Below are 17,566 nucleotides of genomic sequence, written 5' to 3'. Positions count from 1 at the left end.
CCTAGAATGTTACATTAACACTCGCCGTAACCCGATTTTCGGTCGACTTCCCCAAGCTGGTATTGTTAGTGACGCCTAGCGCGCCATCTTGCTGAAAATGACGAAGCTCCAACGCCCCATTGAGATGAGATGTGATTCGACGATTGAGTATCCAGCCTATATTGAAATATTCGTTCTTCTGTTGGCCGCTTGTAGCGCTCTCGGTCACGGTGTCAGTTTGCTGCCAGCTACCCTGCAACGTAGAACTCGTCAATTGAGTGAAACGCCAGTTCCAAGTCGCCGTCAAGCCTAAGACATCTTGCTCGTTAAGACCGGAGCTATAAGTACGGTTTTCTTGATACCCCGACAAAGTGAGCGTGTTCTTTGAAAACGAATGACTGACCGCCAACTGCGCCCTTTTCCGGGTGATTACGTCGTCGGTCAAGGACGACAAACTGTTGTCTCGCAGATTTACTACCGGGTCCGAATTGGTATCCGTGCCGTTCATGCCAGGCGTACTGAATACCTGTTGATCTTGCAGAACCTGCTGTATCGTGGTTGTACTTACATTGTAAGTGCCAGACACGGTCGTGTTCCGCATGCGGTGCTGGAGCACTCCGTTCCAGGTAGTTCCGGTATTACCTCCACCCAACTGGCCGTAAGGGGAACTATATCCCCCTGGACCGCCTAGATATCCTGTCCCTAACCCTCCGCCATAATTCTGCGAGCCAATACCAGAACTATACGGCGAGCCGCCAACACGGCTCTGGCGAACTTGAACATTAAGGGTGGTTCGCTGAGAGGGAGTCCAACGCAGAAAAGCGAAGTAATTGTTTTTTCCGTAGCCAGCCGAAAGGCTGAATTTTGGACTGGGTGTCCAACCGGCGCCGGCTGTGTAATAACTACCATTTCTAGATCGACTGGTCGAGTTCGGCCCCGGAAAATTATTATCATACATCCCAGCTTGGATAAAGACACTATACTCTGTTGTCAACCTATAACTGAGCTCGCCATTATAGTTTCGAAAGCTGACATCATTGCTGTTAGCATTTACACTGGAGGCCGACTGACTTCGATACTGATCCTGGTTGGAGAAGTTCACCCGCCAGCCAAACGGAAGAGTCGCATCGCCGTTTCTAAAATTGGCATATTCCTGGATAGTATTAGAATCGGAAATTCCGCTATCCCCTCCCTGGTCAGTACTGAACGTAGCATAAGCAATCCTTACCTCGCCGTCTGCGTACCGACCTAAATGTGGCCGCCAATAAGGGCTTAGCCGAAACGTCCTAAACTCGGTAGTATTGCCGCTAGCCAGAGTATTATCATAGTTGTAACGCCCGTTAGAGCTTGTATTAGTCTGACCTATCGAGCTCGTAGAGTCGACGAAAATCGAGTCATCGACCAATTCCGTTTTGGAAGTCATCTGCAGTTGGTTATTAACCGAAGGATCGCGATCATAGCCTTCGTAATAGATGGTCTGTAAACGATAGTTAAGATCGAATGTCGACCGACTGCCTTCTCGCTTGAGCCGGAATCCCGGATTTAATTGCGTGATAAAGGCATCGTTCCGGTTACCGGATGCATCCAGAGCTATGTTATCCGAATACGACTGACGAGCCGAAAACGACGGTGTAATCCGCCAATCTCGAGCTTTCACGGGCAAAGGATGAGAAATGAGAGAAACAACGAGGATAGAACTCAGCGTTAAACCGGATGAACGACAAGTTCCATCACGATCTATGATGAGTTGCACGCTACGCTTCTTCGTTCTTTTGCTGGCCATAGTATCCGTAGCCGTAGCCGTAGCCGTAGCCGTAATAAGTAAAACCAAAACCCTTCTTAGTTTTATTGAGTATACAGCCAACCACTTTACATGCCTCGAGCTTAGATGCAGACTCCTTAACAATGTATTGCGGAGTTACGTCTGACTCGACCACTAATACTACCTGACCGACTAGGTTAGCCAGCACGGAACCCTGGGTCGCAGCCAATAGGGGGGGAGAATCAAAAATAACGATACGGTCCGGGTAGCGCTCAGAAAGTTCGCGAGCCAGTTTTTTCATAGCCTGACTTGCTAACAATTCAGTGGAGTGTTGATGCAGGCGACCGGCTGGCAAAAGGCTGAGGTTGGGTATATCCGTTTTCAGCAGGACATCGGAGACCTTCACATCCGGTCGTTCTAGCAGGTCGATCAACCCTGCCTGCTCCCGAATTCCGAGTAAGCGGGAAATCGATGGCTTGGCGACATCGGCATCTACCAACAAAACGGTCCTATCACGCTCCATGGCAATACTCAATGCCAAGTTCACAGCCGTGAATGTCTTTCCCTCGCCGGGAACACTACTGGTAACCAAAATAAGATTGGCGCGCTCAATTCCATTGGAGCCATCCGGAAAAGCGTTCATCAACAAAGGACGCTTAATCAAACGATATTCTTCTGCCATCTGGCTACGTGCCATTTCGGGCACCAACATTCCCTTGCTCTGCAAAACCTTCCAATTTATCGAATAAATTTTCTTTTCCGGTTTAGCCGCGACCACAGACGCTACAGCATCACCGGTTTTTGGGTCGGCGGGCTGAGATGCGGTGTTATCGTACCTGGGGCGGGAAGCATCTACGGGATTATCACTAGTTATAGGTGCGGGAGGTACAGCTCGCCCCCCCATTTTCTCCAGCGCTTTTTCTATTATGCTCACAACTAGTTCCTGCGGCTCAGTGCGAAAACCGGTGCAGATTGATACCCTTTATCTCCAGCAATACGATACCGAGGTACATAAGCAAGAGAAAACCGAATGAGGTGCTGTAAATCAAGAATTCTTTCCACTTCCTCTGCTTAATCTCAGGAATCCAGTTCATGGACACGGTACCGAGAACCGGAAACTGTGTTCCATCTCTCAATTTTTGCGTACTATTGAAACAAGGCCTAAGCAACGACAAGAATATTGCTGCTGCTACACCTGTAACCAAAGAGGCCAACAATACGGCACTGGACAGCAGGATGCGGTTGGGCGCAGAAGGCTTGGAGGGAACCTGCGGAGGATCTACGATCCGAAATTTAACAGTATCGGTATTTTGTTCAACATTTTCCGATAATCTCGCCGTTTCCCGCCTTCCGAGCAATGAGTTGTAATTGCCTTTGATAGTATCGTAGTCCCTATTTAAGTTCTGAAGCTGGGTTTCCACTTTGAGACGCTCGTCCATTTGCTGTTTCATTTTTTCTATTTTTTCTTCGTAGGATTTTACCCTAGAATTTAAAGCAGCGACGTTCGCGTCCGCCTCGCTCAAAGCAATCTTCATCTGTTGGTAAACGGGGTTGGCTTCGCCCTTTCCAGCAGCGCCCGCGCCCAAGGAATCGTCTCCGCCGCCGGACGCCTGTTGGGACTGTTCCTGCTCGCGCTTCTGCTTTTCAAGATCAGAGATACTTTTCTTTAATGCAATGACATCCGGGTGATTTTTGGTATATCGCAGCAACAAATCATCTAATTTGGCTTGCATGGCCTGCACCCGAGCATCCAGTGGGCTGGCAATGCCCCCCGCCTCACCGCCGCCGAAATCCGTTAAGGTTGCATCCTCGTTCTCTAATTGAGCCTTCAACTCATCGCGCCTATTAACGGCATCCTGAGCGGCCATTTTGGCCTCTTCGACCTGTTGCGCAAGCCCATTTAACTGAGTGTATAAATCACCGCCCTGTCCTGGCATTAATCCGTAATGTTCTCGCCTAAAGTTTTCACGCGCCAACTCGGCTGCCTGCAGACGAGCTTCATACTCTTTAATTTGCTGATCGAGAAACTTCTGCGCGGCATTAGAATCTTCGCGTGTCTCACCCAAAGTCTGCTCGACGAAGATGGTCAGCAATGACTGCACAAGTTTTTTCGCCACCTTGGGATCGGCGTCGTTTGCGGCTATGGTGAACAAATTGTTTTCCCCACCGCCAATGGTCATGGAAGCCTGTAGACGCGCTACCAGCTTTTCCATAGCCTTGTCGTCTTTTGCCCCAAGGTCGAGATCCGTCATTCGGGCAACCTTCTCCAAGTTGGGGCGACTGAACATCAATTTCTGCATCAACCGAACCTGACCGGATATGTCCGGCTGGATCGCCAAACCACTTAACAAGGGCTTCAAGACCGAGCGCGTATCAACGTGAACGCGCGCCTCGGCTCGAAACTTGTCGGGCATTTGCGAAACGAAAACCCAGCCCCCCAAGCACACTAACCAGGCGGTCAATAAGGCCAGCCATTTATAACGAGTAGCGTTCTGAACGTATGAAAGCAGCTCGGTGACGAGTTCATGCATGGGGATAAAACCTTACTTAAAAATAGGCTTCAGGAACAATCAGAATATCACCAGGCAACACGTTTACATTTGCACTAATATCGCCATCTTCCAGCAAATCATCAATTCGCAACCTGAACTCCTGTTGGACCCCATTTATCCGCCGTATTATTACCGCACGATTTCCGGCTGCGAACTGGGTTACCCCCCCCACCTGTATCATCAAGTCGAGCAGCGACATGTTTTCCTTATAGGGTATCGCTTGAGGCTTTGCCGCCTGCCCGAGCACCCTGATCTGTTCGCTATAAGGCCCATTAAATCCACCCACGATGACCGTGACCAAAGGGTTTCGAATATATTTAGATAGCGCTTTTTCAAGTTCACGCGCCAACTGATAAGGGGTCTTTCCCGTAGCGGGTAACTCCTCGATCAGAGGTGCTGATATTTTTCCATCAGGCCGCACCGGAACCGAGCGCGAGATCTCAGGGTTGCCCCAAACAAACATTTCGATGTTGTCTCCCGGGCCTATGACGTAGGTATAGTCTGATAGCGGCTCTACATTAGGAGCCAATGGTGCAAACGAACACCCCGATATAACAAAGGCGAAAGCCAACACAATAATATTTAAGTGATACTCACGCTTCACTTTATTGCTCCATTCACGATTGGCGGGGGTATAAGAAGTTGAAAAACGTCTTGACGAGTTAACAGGACTCGATGAAAAGCTTGGTATTGTCACTATGTGCAAGGAACCGCGCCCAGCCTTTGAGGCTTTCGCTTGGCCAAGTCTAGCATAAGATGCTCGATGATAGACTCTTGACCGATAGAGGCGTTTGGTCGGACATAACAGTTGCCAACCTTGAGGGAAGGCAGCCCTGTCAATCCCAGATTAATGAGGACGCCGAGATCGCGCAGGAGAGGAGATTGGTTTCGGAAGCTTTCCCCGGCCACTCAACAGAACCTCCTTTGTCGAATAGTTCCTATAGCGCGAAATAGCGGAATCCCAGACAAGTGAGCGGGCCAAATGCCGTTTCTGCTGGGAAACCGACTCAGTCGTAGAGCGGACCTGCTCTTGAGTCCCCCTTCACCTTCCTAGGGACGAGGAGGAGCATTCAATCCATCCGCCTCCCGTATGTTCACCTTCCTTAGTTACTCAAATGCTGCGCGCAAAGAGCTTGCAGGCCTTTCCATTCGGCCGTCTCCTGACATGCAAACTACTTGATGCATCGCGGTTGAGAAGGGCTCAGGCTCAGTCGATGACACGAGGACGGCCATGATCACGCCACTTAATTTCGGCTCGCCCGCTTCAATTGCTGGCGTGGTCTTCCTTGTCCAGCAGTTTCGCCAATTGAGCCGCTCCGATGTAGCCAGGTATCACTTCGCCTTTGCCGGTGACCATCATGGGCGTGCCGTTTGCGCCCATGGCCAGACCCAAATTCATATGCTGCTCGACCGGATTTTCGCATTGTTTGCTCTCCACGGCCTCGCCTTTTTTTGCCTTAGTCAGCGCGACATTACGATCCTTCGCACACCAAACGGAGACTGCCTTGGTCCAAGAGTCGGTATTTTTTCCAGAACGCGGGAAAAACAAATAGCGTATTTCGATACCCTCAGCCTGATATTGAGCCATTTCGGAATGTAGCTTGCGGCAATAGCCGCAGTCGATATCGGTAAACACGTAAACGACATGTTTGGAGGTCTTGGGCTTGAAGACGATCATGTTATCCAAGCCAACCTTGTTGAGCGCATTCACGCGCGCCGCTCCTAGGCGCTGTTCAGTCAGGTCCGATCGGGTTTCCAAATCGATAAGCGAGCCCTGAACGATGTATCGACCATCCTCCGACACATAAAAAACCTTGGGGCCCACAGTCACCTCGTAAAGCCCTTTTAGCGGTGCAGGCACTATCGTATCCGGCTTCAATTCGGGCAGCGCCTTTTTCAACGCGCCCTCGATGACCTGAGTCGAAGCTCCTGTCGCATCGGCGAGTGCAGGCGCAATGTTTGACATCAGGATGGCACATAGCGCCAAGCGAACAACTTGCCTATTCATTTGGTGGGTCCCTATATGTTTAAAAGAAAGAATAAGGCTGAACGCGCGCCTCAACCGATCAACCGCCCGATATCGAGATAAAAGGCTAATACCATCAAGGTGAGCAAAATAAAAATTCCAACCTGCTGGCAGGCCGCCTGTATGCGCTCAGACACGGGGCTGCCTTTAATGGCTTCGATCGTATAAAAAGCCAAATGGCCGCCGTCCAGTACCGGGATCGGCAACAAGTTCAACACCGCCAGACTGACGCTGACAATGGCGAGCACTCGGAGAAAATAGGTGAATCCATGTTCGGCGGCTTGTCCCACGATCTGCGCGATGCTGATGGGACCACTCAGGTTTTGCACTGACGCACGACCGATCAACATTCGCCCGACCATTTTTAAGGTCATGAGGGAGTCGCCGCTAGTCTTCTCGACAGCCGCGATCAATGCGGGAACGATACTCAACCGGTAATCGACCTGCATATCCTTGAGATAATCCTCAGGTACGCGCACCGAGGCGCCGATTTGTCCGACTTTTCCCGCCGCACCGTCAACGGCAAGGGGGGTTATGACCAAATTGACCAACTGACCTTCACGCTCAACCGTCAGATGCAGTTCCTGGCTTGGCCGTTCGCGCACGAACTGCACCCATTGCCGCCAATCACCGATGCGAGTCCCATCGACGCTCGCCAACAGATCGCCGGGTGCTAACCCCGCCTGTTCCGCCGCACTTCCCGGCAGCAGTTTATCGATCACCGGCAAGAGCGCCGGTTGCCAGGGTTGTAGACCGAGCCGCTCATGCAGATGGTCGGGTTGATCGCTGAGATCGCTCGGTACCGTCAGAACCCGAACGAGTTTCTCTCCCTCGGCCGTGCGCACGTCGACCGACACGCGGTCCCGGTCTATCAGCCCGGCTATCAATTCGCCGATTGCGAGATTCCACGTAGGGGTCTCTTCACCATCGACCGCGAGTATTTCATCACCCTCGCGGAACCCTGCCTGTTCGGCCAGCGTAGATGTTTCGACCGGCCCCAGCACCGGCCGAATGCCGGTTTCGCCCAACATGAATACCGTCCAATAAATCAGGATGGCCAACATGAAATTGAACAGTGGCCCCGCAGCCACAATGGCGAAGCGGCCGGGCAGAGGCTGTCGATTGAAAGCATGCGGCAGGTCGTCGGGCGACACCGCCCCTTCGCGCTCGTCGACCATTTTCACGTAGCCGCCTAAGGGCAAAATGCCGATTACGTATTCGGTATCATTCGGAGATTTTTGATAACGCCAAAGTGTCCTGCCGAAACCGATGGAAAATTTCAGCACCTTGACGCCGACGAACCGGGCCACGATGAAGTGGCCATATTCGTGGATAGCGATGAGCACCGTTAGCGCCGCGAGAAAATAAATCAGGGTATGTAAAAACGGCGGCATTGTAGGTGTCGGATTATGTGAGCGTGGCGATATAGTCGTGGGCTATCACGCGGGCTTGGTGGTCTGCTTCCAGGACCTCCTCGATGCTTTCCGCCCGTTGTACGGATAGGGACTGCATGGTGTGATCGATGATTTCCGGTATGGCCGTAAACCGTATCCGAGCCTCCAGGAAACTCGCCACCGCCACTTCGTTGGCGGCATTCAGTATCGCCGGCATGGTGCCGCCCGAGCGAACTGCTTCATAAGCCAGCCGCAAATTGGGGAAACGGCCGAAGTCCGGCGCCTCGAAGTTCAGTTGTCTGACCGAGAACAAGTCCAAGGGTTCCGCACCGGACTCGAAACGTTCCGGCCACGCCAGCGCATGGGCGATGGGTATGCGCATATCCGGATTGCCCATTTGTGCCAGCACCGTGCCATCGACGTAATCGACCAGCGAATGGATCACGCTTTGCGGGTGTACGACCACTTGAATTTGCTCGGGTGGCATGTTGAACAGCAGGCAGGCTTCGATGACCTCCAGGCCTTTGTTCATCATGGTCGCCGAGTCGACCGAAATCTTCCGTCCCATGACCCAGTTGGGATGTGCGACCGCCTGATCGGGAGATACATCATGCAGCTCCGACAGCGCCTTGTTTAGGAAAGGCCCTCCGGAAGCGGTCAGCAGGATGCGGCGGACTTCGCTCGCCCTGCGGCCGGCATGATAATTAGCCGGCATGCATTGGAAGATGGCGTTGTGTTCACTGTCTATCGGCAACAGCTCGGCGCCATATTGGACCACGGCGCGCATGAACAGAGGCCCCGACATAACCAGAGCTTCCTTGTTGGCCAGAAGTATGCTCTTGCCGGCCTTGGCGGCCGCCAGCGTAGGCAACAACCCCGCTGCACCCACAATCGCGGCCATGACGCTGTCGACTTCCGTCAGAGATGCGACTTCTTCCAGCGCGCGCGTACCGCACAATACCTTGGTGCCCATCAGCCCCTCAGTAGCCAAGCGAGCGCGGAAATCCTCGGCTTTCGCTTCATCCAGTAGCGCCACATAGGAGGGCTTATGGACCCGGCATTGTTCCAGCAATCGATCGAGATTATTGTTGGCGGTGAGGGCCACGACCTTGTAGCGGTCGGGGTGCCGCGCGACTACGTCCAGCGTGGAAACACCGATCGATCCGGTGGAACCCAGTATGCAGATACCTTTCACAGCAGTCCCTCCGGCCGGCCGGCCCCGTCATGCATCAGCGCAACCGAAGCATAAAGGCGCTCAAGCTGCTCCAGCATTCCGGTCTCATCGGGTACGATCACCGGGATGGTATTGACCGATCCAAGAAATACTTCCAGCAGGAATGAGCCGGCGTAGAACACCGACACGGCCGCGATCAGGCTATCAATGCGGTCCAAAACCCCGCCATGGCCAGGCAAAACGGCGCCGCTGTCTTTCACCCCGCGCAGACGCTTCAGCAGACTCTCGAACAAATCGCCGGTGACGGAAAAAATCACGGTGACAATGGAAAGCAGCACGAAATCGACCGTTTTGATCGCGTCGTAACCTTGATAGAGGCCCACCGTCACGGCGAACGCCAAAGCGACGGCCAGCGCCCCGTACAAACCCTCCACGGTTTTGCCAGGACTGATCTCCGGTGCTAGCTTGGTGGTTCCGAATCGCTTGCCGGTGAAATAGGCGGCGACATCGGCCGACCATACCAGCAGCAATAGATAAAGCACCTGCAAGACGCCGAAATTTACGCGCGTCCAGACCAGCAAGATCCAGGCGGAAGCCAGGACGAACAGTCCCACCAGCAGTTTGACGAAAAGCGGATATTTCCAGGACAACAGCTTCGCCGGTATCCGTCGGAGCAGCAGCCCAATGACAAACCACCAAGCGACCACCGGCCAGGCCAACCAGTCCAGAGCATAGTCGGCCCAACTAGGGCCGGTCGCCATGAGTCCGCCGAGTATCACAACCAGAGCGACCCTGCCGCCCGTCGGTTCCAGACCGGACAATCCGCTCCACTCCCAGGCCGCCAACAAGATGATCGCTCCCCAGGCAACAGCGAACCCCAAGGGAGGAAGGAACCACACCGCCAAAAGCGCGAGGGGAGCGATGACGAGAGCGGTGATGACACGATTCTTCAACATAGTTTCTTCTTCTTGGTTAGGCACGAACGTACTCAGCCCGTTCGCTCATGTTCGTAAAGGCCGTTGGGAAACCGATCCCGCACTTTGAGCCCACGCCTCTACCTGCTCACTCGTGTGTCCGAATCGGCGCTGGCGTCCTGCATAATCGTCGATGGCTCTCTCCAATTCCTGTTCATCGAAATCGGGCCACAACGTGGCGGTAAAATAAAGCTCGGTATAGGCCAGTTGCCACAGAAGGAAATTACTGATGCGCCGTTCTCCCCCGGTGCGGATGAAGAGGTCGGGCTCGGGAAGATCGGCCAGGCATAACTCCGACTGGAACAAGTCCGGATTGATGTCTTCCGCCCGGATCCCGCCGCCCTGCACGCGCTCCGCCAGGCGCCGGGCAGCCTGCGCGATGTCCCAGCGTCCGCCATAGTTGGCCGCGATCACCAAGTTCAGGCCGTCGTTGCCTGCCGTCAGCTTTTCGGCCGCGGCAATCCGGGCCTGCAACTCCGGGGCAAACGCGGTGCGGTCTCCGATGACACGCAAGCGGACATTGTTTTCGTGCAACTTGCGGGTTTCCTTTTCCAGCGTGCTCAAAAACAATCCCATCAGGACCGACACTTCCTGTTCCGGTCGACGCCAGTTTTCACTGCTAAAGGCGAATAGGGTAAGCGCTTTAACTCCCTTGCGCGCGCACCACTCCACCGCCTTGCGCACGGAACCCACTCCCGCCATATGCCCTGCGGTTCGGGGAAGCAGCCGGTTTCTTGCCCAACGTCCATTGCCGTCCATGATGATAGCGATGTGTCGGGGCAGATTGCCGGGGCTAACGGTTACGCTCGCAACTTCCACGATGATCCTGTGAATTCGGGCTGAAACGAATTAAATCGCCATCAGGTCGGTTTCTTTTTCCTGCAAAACAGCGTCGACTTCCTTGATGTACTGGTCGGTCAGTTTCTGAATCTGTTCCTCGCTACGCTTTTCCTCGTCTTCCGATATCAGCTTGTCCTTCAAGGCCGACTTGAGTTCGGCATTGGCATCGCGACGTATGTTGCGTATAGCCACCTTTCCGTTTTCACCTTCGTGGCGCACGATTTTGACGAGATCCTTGCGGCGCTGCTCGGTCAAAGGAGGTAGCGGCACACGGATCACCGTACCCGCATTGCTGGGATTCAGTCCTAGATCGGAGGTCAATATGGCTTTTTCGATGGCCTGCACCATGGTTCGCTCCCAGGGCGTGATCGCCAGCGTCCGCGCATCTTCCACCGTGATATTGGCCGCCTGCGAGAGAGGAACCTCATTGCCGTAATAGTTGACGTAGACATGCTCCAGCAAGCTCGGATGAGCCCGGCCGGTGCGTATCTTGGCCAATTCCTGTCTGAGCGAGTCGATGGATTTCTTCATGCGCTCGCCGGTTCGTTTTTGTAAGTCTTGAATCATCAGGATTTCCCGGTTTCAATCAATGAGCCGATATCTTCACCCTGTACCAAGCGCATCACCGCCCCGGGCTGAAACACGTTCATGACGCGCAGAGGCATGCGGTGGTCGCGACAGAGCACCAGGGCGGTGGCGTCCATCACATTGAGCCTCTGATCCAGAGCCTCGTCGTAAGTCAGGCGAGCGTAAAAACGCGCGTTCGGGTCTTTCAACGGGTCAGCGGAATAGACGCCATCGACCTTGGTGGCCTTGATCAGGAGATCGGCCTTGATCTCGATGGCACGCAGACTCGCCGCCGAGTCCGTGGTGAAAAAAGGATTCCCGGTACCGGCCGCGAACACCGCAACCCGCCCTTTTTCCAGGTGGCGCACGGCGCGCCGACGGATGTAATCTTCGCAAACCTGATTGATTTTTAGCGCCGACATGACGCGCACCTGACGTCCCACGTGTTCGAGCGCGTCCTGCATGGCCAGGGCGTTGATCACCGTGGCCAGCATGCCCATGTGGTCGGCGGTGACGCGCTCCAAGCCATCGGAAACCTTTTCGGCCCCGCGTATGAGGTTTCCCCCACCGATCACCAGTCCGACTTGCACACCGGCTTGGCACAACTCATCTATTTCGCCTGCCAGCCGCTGTATGGTGTCCGGGTCGATGCCACCCGCCTGCTCGCCCATCAACGCTTCGCCGCTGAGTTTGAGCAGAATTCTCTTGTACTTTGGCTCGCTCATAGTGTGCTGAAATGCTCCGTTTAAGGGGACGTGCCAAGACGACGCCCGGCACGCCGCCTTGAGTCAACGCAGAGTAAGGACTTGCCCAGCAAGCACAATCAACGGACTTAACCGCCGAACGCCTGGGCCATTACTTCCTCAGCAAAATTGCTTTCTTCCTTCTCTATGCCTTCGCCCACTTCGAAACGAACGAAACGGCCGACAGTGGCACCCTGGGCCTTGAGCAAGGCGCCAACGGTCTGGTCCGGATCCTTGACGAACGGCTGACCGACCAAGGTCACTTCCGCTAGGAACTTCTTGATGCGGCCGTCCACCATCTTTTCGACGATGTTGGCCGGCTTGCCGCTGGCTTCGGCCTGGGCCGAGAAGATCTCCTTTTCCTTGGCGATGGTCTCGGCCGGAACACCGGACTCGTCCACGCAGATCGGTTTGCTCGCGGCCACATGCATGGCGATATCCTTGCCCAGCTCGTGGCTGCCGCCGATGATTTCGACCAGCACCCCGATGCGGCTGCCGTGCAGATAGCTCGCATTGAGGCCATTCTCCGTCACGAAGCGCTCAAAGCGGCGGACATTGATGTTTTCCCCCAGTTTGGCGATAAGCTCCTTGCGGCGTTCGTCGGCTGACACGTTATAGGCGGGCAAGGTCGACGCCAATACCTCTTCGACCGATGCGGCGGAAGAGATCAGCACGCTCTCGGCGATTGCCTGTGCAAAGGCAACGAAATCATCGTTCTTGGCCACGAAGTCGGTCTCACAGTTGACTTCAACCAGCGCCGCCTGTTTGCCGTCGGCGCTGATCTTCACCGCGAGGATCCCTTCGGCCGCCGTGCGGCTGGATTTCTTGTCGGCCTTCGCCAATCCCGCCTTGCGCATGATTTCGATGGCGGCTTCCAGATCGCCATTGGCTTCCACCAAGGCCTTCTTGCATTCCATCATGCCGGAGCCCGTGCGCTCACGCAGCTCTTTTACCATCGATGCGGTAATACTCATAAACACAACCTCTTAAAGAAATACTTGAATTCAACTTGCTTATGAAAACGCCCCCGTGTAGGAGGCGTTTCCAGGTTCACTCATTTACCCGTGGGCGCGTATAAAATGGCGCACCAGGCGTCACTCACCCTGACCAGCGTCCTCGGCTGCCTCGACGAATTCGTCTTCGCCGCCGGCCGAGAAAGTCGCTCCGCTGGCCTTGCCTTTGAGTATGGCGGTGGCAGCGCCCTGAGCATAGAGATGCACGGCACGTATGGAATCGTCGTTACCGGGTATGATGTAATCGATACCCAGAGGACTGTTATTGGTGTCGACGACGCCGACGACGGGAATGCCCAGCTTCTGCGCTTCGCTGATGGCGTTCTTCTCGTAACCGACATCCAGCACGAACAAGACGTCGGGGAGGCGATCCAGATCGCGTATGCCACCCAGACTCAAGGCCAGCTTGTCCAGCTCGCGCATCATGTTCAAGGCTTCTTTCTTGCTGAAGCGGTTCAGGCGGCCGTCGTCGCGCATGGCCTCCAGGTCCTTCATGCGGGCCACGGACTGTTTGATGGTCTTGAAATTGGTCAACATGCCGCCCAACCAGCGATGGTTGACGTAAGGCTGACCGGCACGGGTCGCCTCATCTTCGATCACCTTGCGCGTGGTCTTCTTGGTGCCCACGAACAGGATGCGGGCGCGATCGGCGGCCTTCTGCTCCAGATACTTCAACGCGTCGTTGAACAGCGGCAGGGTTTTTTCGAGATTGATGATATGAATCTTGCTGCGGGCACCGAAGATATAAGGCGCCATGCGCGGATTCCAGTACCGCGTCTGATGGCCGAAATGTACGCCGGCTTCGAGCATCTGGCGCATGGTTACAGTCGACATAAAACGATAACTCCTGATCAATTTGGAGGCGCTCGTGTAGCGGCCTCACTAGGGTTGAGCCTCCACTTGCCCCATCCGGCGACCGGGCCGTAAGGCCTCGGCACCCCGCAGGATGTGACGGTCAAGTGTGTGTGGTTGCTAAAATTAGCGCGGCTTTATACCATGGACTGCCGTTGTTCGACAATCCACAGCGACGCGGGATCTTTCATCCCCCACACATACTCAGGCATGAGCATACTTCTCAAAACCCCCGACGAAATCGAAAAAATGCGCGTCGCAGGCCGCCTCGCGGCCGAAGTATTGGAAATGGTCGAGCCCCATGTAAAACCCGGCGTCAGCACCGATGAACTCGATCGCATCTGCCACGACTATATCGTCGAAACCCAAAAGGCCATTCCCGCCCCCCTCAATTACAAGGGCTTTCCCAAGTCGATCTGCACCTCGGTCAACCACCAGGTCTGCCACGGAATTCCGGGGCCTAAAAAGCTCAAGGAAGGCGATATCGTCAATGTCGACATCACCGTCATCAAGGACGGCTATCACGGCGATACCAGCAAGATGTTTCTGGTCGGCGAGGTCAACATCCGCAACAAGCGTCTGGCACGCGTCACGCAGGAGTGTTTGTACCTGGGCATCCGCCAGGTCCGACCGGGAGCTCGCCTCGGCGATATCGGCCACGTCATCCAGAAGCATGCCGAATCGGCCGGATACTCGGTCGTCCAGGAGTTTTGCGGGCACGGCATCGGCAAGGGATTTCACGAGGAGCCGCAGGTGCTGCATTACGGAAAACCCGGCACGGGCGTGGTGCTGGAATCCGGCATGATCTTCACCATCGAACCCATGATCAATCTGGGCAAGCGCTACGTCAAAATCCTCCCTGACGGGTGGACGGCGGTGACCAAGGACCACAGCCCGTCCGCGCAATGGGAACACACCGTGCTGGTCACCCCTGACGGCTATGAAATCTTAACATTGCGTCGGGAGGAGCAGCTTGAATTCGACCAACCCAAGCTCAAGATCGCCGCAAGCTGAAACGATCGATTCCATACGCCTGGACAAAGCGCAAATCCAGGCGCACACCGATGAACTGATCCGCCGCTTCGAGGCCGACGAAGGCATCGAAAACCTCATACGGGCGCATGCCGACTTCATGGACGAGTTGCTCAAGGGAGCCTGGCGACGCCGGGTTTCCAGACTGAACGGCCGGCCTGCGCTGATTGCCGTGGGCGGCTACGGAAGGCGCGAGTTGCATCTGCACGCCGACATCGACCTACTCGTATTGATCGAGGAACGTGCGCCGAACCAGGCCGACCAACACGAGGCCTACGAACAGACACTCGGTGCGTTCTTCAGCCACCTCTGGGACATCGGTCTTAAACCGGGACACAGCGTCCGTACCGTGTCGGAATGCGTGCAGGCCGCGCATGACGATCAAACCATCATGACCAACCTCCTCGAAGCCCGCCTGATCGACGGTACCCCCGGGCTCTTGTCGACCCTGCAGGCCCGCTTGGCGGCAGAGCGGCCATGGTCTTCCGCGCTGTTTTTCGAAGCCAAGCTGGCCGAACAGCGCCTGCGTTACGCCAAATACCACAATACTGCCTACAAGCTGGAACCGAACATCAAGGAAGGTCCCGGCGGTTTGCGCGACATACAAATCATCGGTTGGATCATCAAGCACCATTACAATTCGGCCGACCTGCGCCACCTCGTTGCGTACGGTTGGCTGACCGAAGCCGAATTCGCCGAATTCATAGACGCGCGCAATTTCCTCTGGAAAGTGCGTTTCGCCCTGCACGCCCTCACCGGAAAGTGTGAGGACCGGCTGCTGTTCGATAACCAGGAGATATTGGCCGAACGCTTCGGCTACCAGGCGAAAACCGTCAATCAGGCGGTGGAACCCTTCATGCAGCGTTATTTCCGGACGGTGATGGGCCTGGAGCGGTTCAACGAAATGGTCCTGCAGTTGTTCAAGGAGGTGGCTCTGGGTAATCCGGAGGAAGCCCTGATTACCCCGATCAACAGCGGTTTCCAGGCCGTCAACCAATTCATCGAAGTGCTGCACCCCGCCGTGTTTCAAGAGCGCCCCGCGGCGCTCATCGAAATTTTCCTGCTCCTGCAGCAAAACACCGCGCTACAGGGCATACGTGCGACGACCATACGCCTGATACGCCAGTCCCTGCCGCTGATCGACGAGAATTTCAGACGGAATCCCGAGGTATGCGGTCTGTTCATGCGCATTCTGCGCAAATCGACGGGCATCACCCACGTCCTTAGACGCATGAACCGCTACGGCGTGCTCGCCGCTTATCTGCCTGAATTCGCCCGAGTGGTCGGACGCATGCAGTACGATTTGTTTCACGTCTATACCGTCGACGAACACACCTTGTTCGTGATCCGGAATCTCAGGCGCTTCGCCTTGAACCGCTACCGGACCGAGCACCCGTTGTGCAACGAGGTATTCAAACTCATCGAAAAACCCGAACTGCTCTATATCGCCGGACTGATGCACGACATCGGCAAGGGTAGCGGCGGCGACCACTCGCAGGTCGGCGCGGAGCTGGCCGGCGAATTCTGCCGACGCCACGGCCTGGGCCAACGTGACACCGAACTGGTGCAATGGCTGGTGCGCCAACATTTGCTGATGTCCATCACGGCCCAGCGCAAGGACATCTCCGATCCCACGGTCATCCATAAATTCGCCGAGGTGGTGGGCGACTCCAACCACCTGCACCACCTCTACCTGCTGACCGTGGCGGACATCTGCGCGACCAATCCCACCCTCTGGAACGCATGGAAAGGCGCATTGCTGCGCGAACTCTTCACCTCTACCCGGCGCGCGTTCCGCAGCGGCCTGGAAAAACCGCCCGACCTGGACATGCGGATACGCGTCAACCGAGAGGAGGCCCGCAGCCAATTGACCCGACTGGGTTTGAGCGAAACGACCCTGGGCCGCGTCTGGGAAACCGTCAGCGAGGACTATTTCCTGCGCACCCAGCCGGACGATATCACTTGGCATACCGTGGCGATCGCCGCCACGCGCGAAGACGAGCTCCCCCTGGTCCTGCTGCGCCCCATCAACCAGCGCGGCAGCGCGGAGATCTTCATCTACGCCCGTAACGTCGACTTCCTGTTCGCGCATACGACCGCCGTGCTCGACCAGCTCGGCCTCACCGTCTACGATGCCAAGCTCATCACCACCATCAACGGTTACGCGCTGAACAGCTATCACGTCCTGGAGAACTCCGGCGAGCCCATCAAGGAACAACGCCGACAAATCGCCATCTGCGCCAAATTGCGCCAGGCCCTGCTAAACCTCGACCATGAACCCACGCCGGTGCAGCGGCGCGAAGACCGCCTGCTGCGCCATTTTATGGTGCCGACCGAAATCTATTTCCGCGACGTGCCCGAGCGGAGCCAAACCCTCCTGGAGTTGATCGCGACGGACCGGCCAGGTTTGCTGTCCAAAGTCGGGCTGGCCTTCCGCCGTTGCCAGATCCGCGTCCACGATGCACGCATCTCCACGGTCGGTAGCCGGGCGGAAGACTTTTTCCTGATCACCGACCGCCAAGACCGCCCTTTGAACGCCCCCGAACAGCGCCGGCAACTGCACGATGCGCTCATAGAACTGGTCGGCGAAAGGTAAGCTTTAATCCCGAATGCTATGCTGAACGACGACGGTGTAACATGGACTCGCTAAGGCCAGGG

The 17,566-nt window shown here is 55.5% G+C and carries 15 protein-coding genes; 2 read left to right on the top strand and 13 right to left on the bottom strand.

The features are described from left to right. Position 1: 1 nt before the first annotated feature. The 13 genes from JWZ97_RS04085 to rpsB all read right to left on the bottom strand — a co-directional run bounded on the left by JWZ97_RS04085 (position 2) and on the right by rpsB (position 13,858). On the bottom strand, positions 2–1,732 hold the full coding sequence (locus tag JWZ97_RS04085; RefSeq protein WP_205433549.1) for a TIGR03016 family PEP-CTERM system-associated outer membrane protein: 1,731 nt from the start codon (positions 1,730–1,732) through the stop codon (positions 2–4). A gap of 1 nt (position 1,733) precedes the next feature. Then, positions 1,734–2,675: an XrtA-associated tyrosine autokinase gene (locus JWZ97_RS04080; protein ID WP_240342468.1), complete on the bottom strand. Its 942-nt coding sequence runs from the start codon at positions 2,673–2,675 to the stop codon at positions 1,734–1,736. A gap of 16 nt (positions 2,676–2,691) precedes the next feature. Next, entirely contained in the window at positions 2,692–4,272 is a 1,581-nt protein-coding gene (locus JWZ97_RS04075) for an XrtA system polysaccharide chain length determinant (protein ID WP_205433548.1), read from the bottom strand. Positions 4,273–4,288: 16 nt separating this feature from the next. Then, a complete protein-coding gene (locus tag JWZ97_RS04070; RefSeq protein WP_205433547.1) occupies positions 4,289–4,897 on the bottom strand; it encodes an XrtA/PEP-CTERM system exopolysaccharide export protein in 609 nt (202 codons plus the stop codon). 660 nt (positions 4,898–5,557) lie between these two features. Next, the gene (locus JWZ97_RS04065) at positions 5,558–6,301 is read right to left on the bottom strand and encodes a DsbC family protein (RefSeq protein ID WP_240342467.1); all 744 of its coding nucleotides are present in this window, start codon (positions 6,299–6,301) and stop codon (positions 5,558–5,560) included. Positions 6,302–6,351: 50 nt separating this feature from the next. After that, positions 6,352–7,713: an RIP metalloprotease RseP gene (gene rseP, locus JWZ97_RS04060; protein WP_205433546.1), complete on the bottom strand. Its 1,362-nt coding sequence runs from the start codon at positions 7,711–7,713 to the stop codon at positions 6,352–6,354. 13 nt (positions 7,714–7,726) lie between these two features. Beyond that, positions 7,727–8,908: a 1-deoxy-D-xylulose-5-phosphate reductoisomerase gene (ispC, locus tag JWZ97_RS04055; RefSeq protein WP_205433545.1), complete on the bottom strand. Its 1,182-nt coding sequence runs from the start codon at positions 8,906–8,908 to the stop codon at positions 7,727–7,729. Further along, a complete protein-coding gene (locus JWZ97_RS04050; RefSeq protein WP_205433544.1) occupies positions 8,905–9,843 on the bottom strand; it encodes a phosphatidate cytidylyltransferase in 939 nt (312 codons plus the stop codon). Before JWZ97_RS04050 ends, ispC begins: the two co-directional genes overlap by 4 nt. 45 nt (positions 9,844–9,888) lie before the next feature. Beyond that, on the bottom strand, positions 9,889–10,620 hold the full coding sequence (gene uppS / locus JWZ97_RS04045; RefSeq protein ID WP_240342566.1) for a polyprenyl diphosphate synthase: 732 nt from the start codon (positions 10,618–10,620) through the stop codon (positions 9,889–9,891). Positions 10,621–10,710: 90 nt separating this feature from the next. Then, positions 10,711–11,268 carry a ribosome recycling factor gene (gene frr / locus JWZ97_RS04040; protein ID WP_205433543.1) on the bottom strand — a complete coding sequence of 186 codons (558 nt, stop codon included), beginning with the start codon at positions 11,266–11,268 and terminating at the stop codon, positions 10,711–10,713. Beyond that, complete coding sequence (gene pyrH, locus JWZ97_RS04035; protein ID WP_205433542.1) at positions 11,268–11,993, bottom strand: UMP kinase; 726 nt, start codon at positions 11,991–11,993, stop codon at positions 11,268–11,270. Before pyrH ends, frr begins: the two co-directional genes overlap by 1 nt. Before the next feature lie 107 nt (positions 11,994–12,100). After that, a complete protein-coding gene (tsf, locus tag JWZ97_RS04030) occupies positions 12,101–12,985 on the bottom strand; it encodes a translation elongation factor Ts (RefSeq protein ID WP_205433541.1) in 885 nt (294 codons plus the stop codon). Positions 12,986–13,105: 120 nt separating this feature from the next. After that, positions 13,106–13,858, bottom strand: coding sequence for a 30S ribosomal protein S2 (rpsB, locus tag JWZ97_RS04025; RefSeq protein ID WP_205433540.1), 753 nt, complete (start codon positions 13,856–13,858; stop codon positions 13,106–13,108). Between the two features lie 228 nt (positions 13,859–14,086). Here rpsB and map point away from each other — a divergent pair, with 228 nt between their 5' ends. Together map and glnD are read left to right on the top strand one after the other, a co-directional pair. Next, positions 14,087–14,890: a type I methionyl aminopeptidase gene (map, locus tag JWZ97_RS04020; RefSeq protein WP_205433539.1), complete on the top strand. Its 804-nt coding sequence runs from the start codon at positions 14,087–14,089 to the stop codon at positions 14,888–14,890. Then, positions 14,850–17,504 carry a [protein-PII] uridylyltransferase gene (glnD, locus tag JWZ97_RS04015; RefSeq protein WP_240342466.1) on the top strand — a complete coding sequence of 885 codons (2,655 nt, stop codon included), beginning with the start codon at positions 14,850–14,852 and terminating at the stop codon, positions 17,502–17,504. The genes map and glnD overlap by 41 nt, the downstream gene beginning before the upstream one ends. Positions 17,505–17,566: the final 62 nt, after the last annotated feature.

The sequence above is a fragment of the Methylococcus sp. EFPC2 genome (assembly GCF_016925495.1).
GTDB lineage: Bacteria > Pseudomonadota > Gammaproteobacteria > Methylococcales > Methylococcaceae > EFPC2.
Note: the sequence above shows the minus strand (reverse complement) of the source record. Positions and strands in the feature narration are given on the sequence as shown.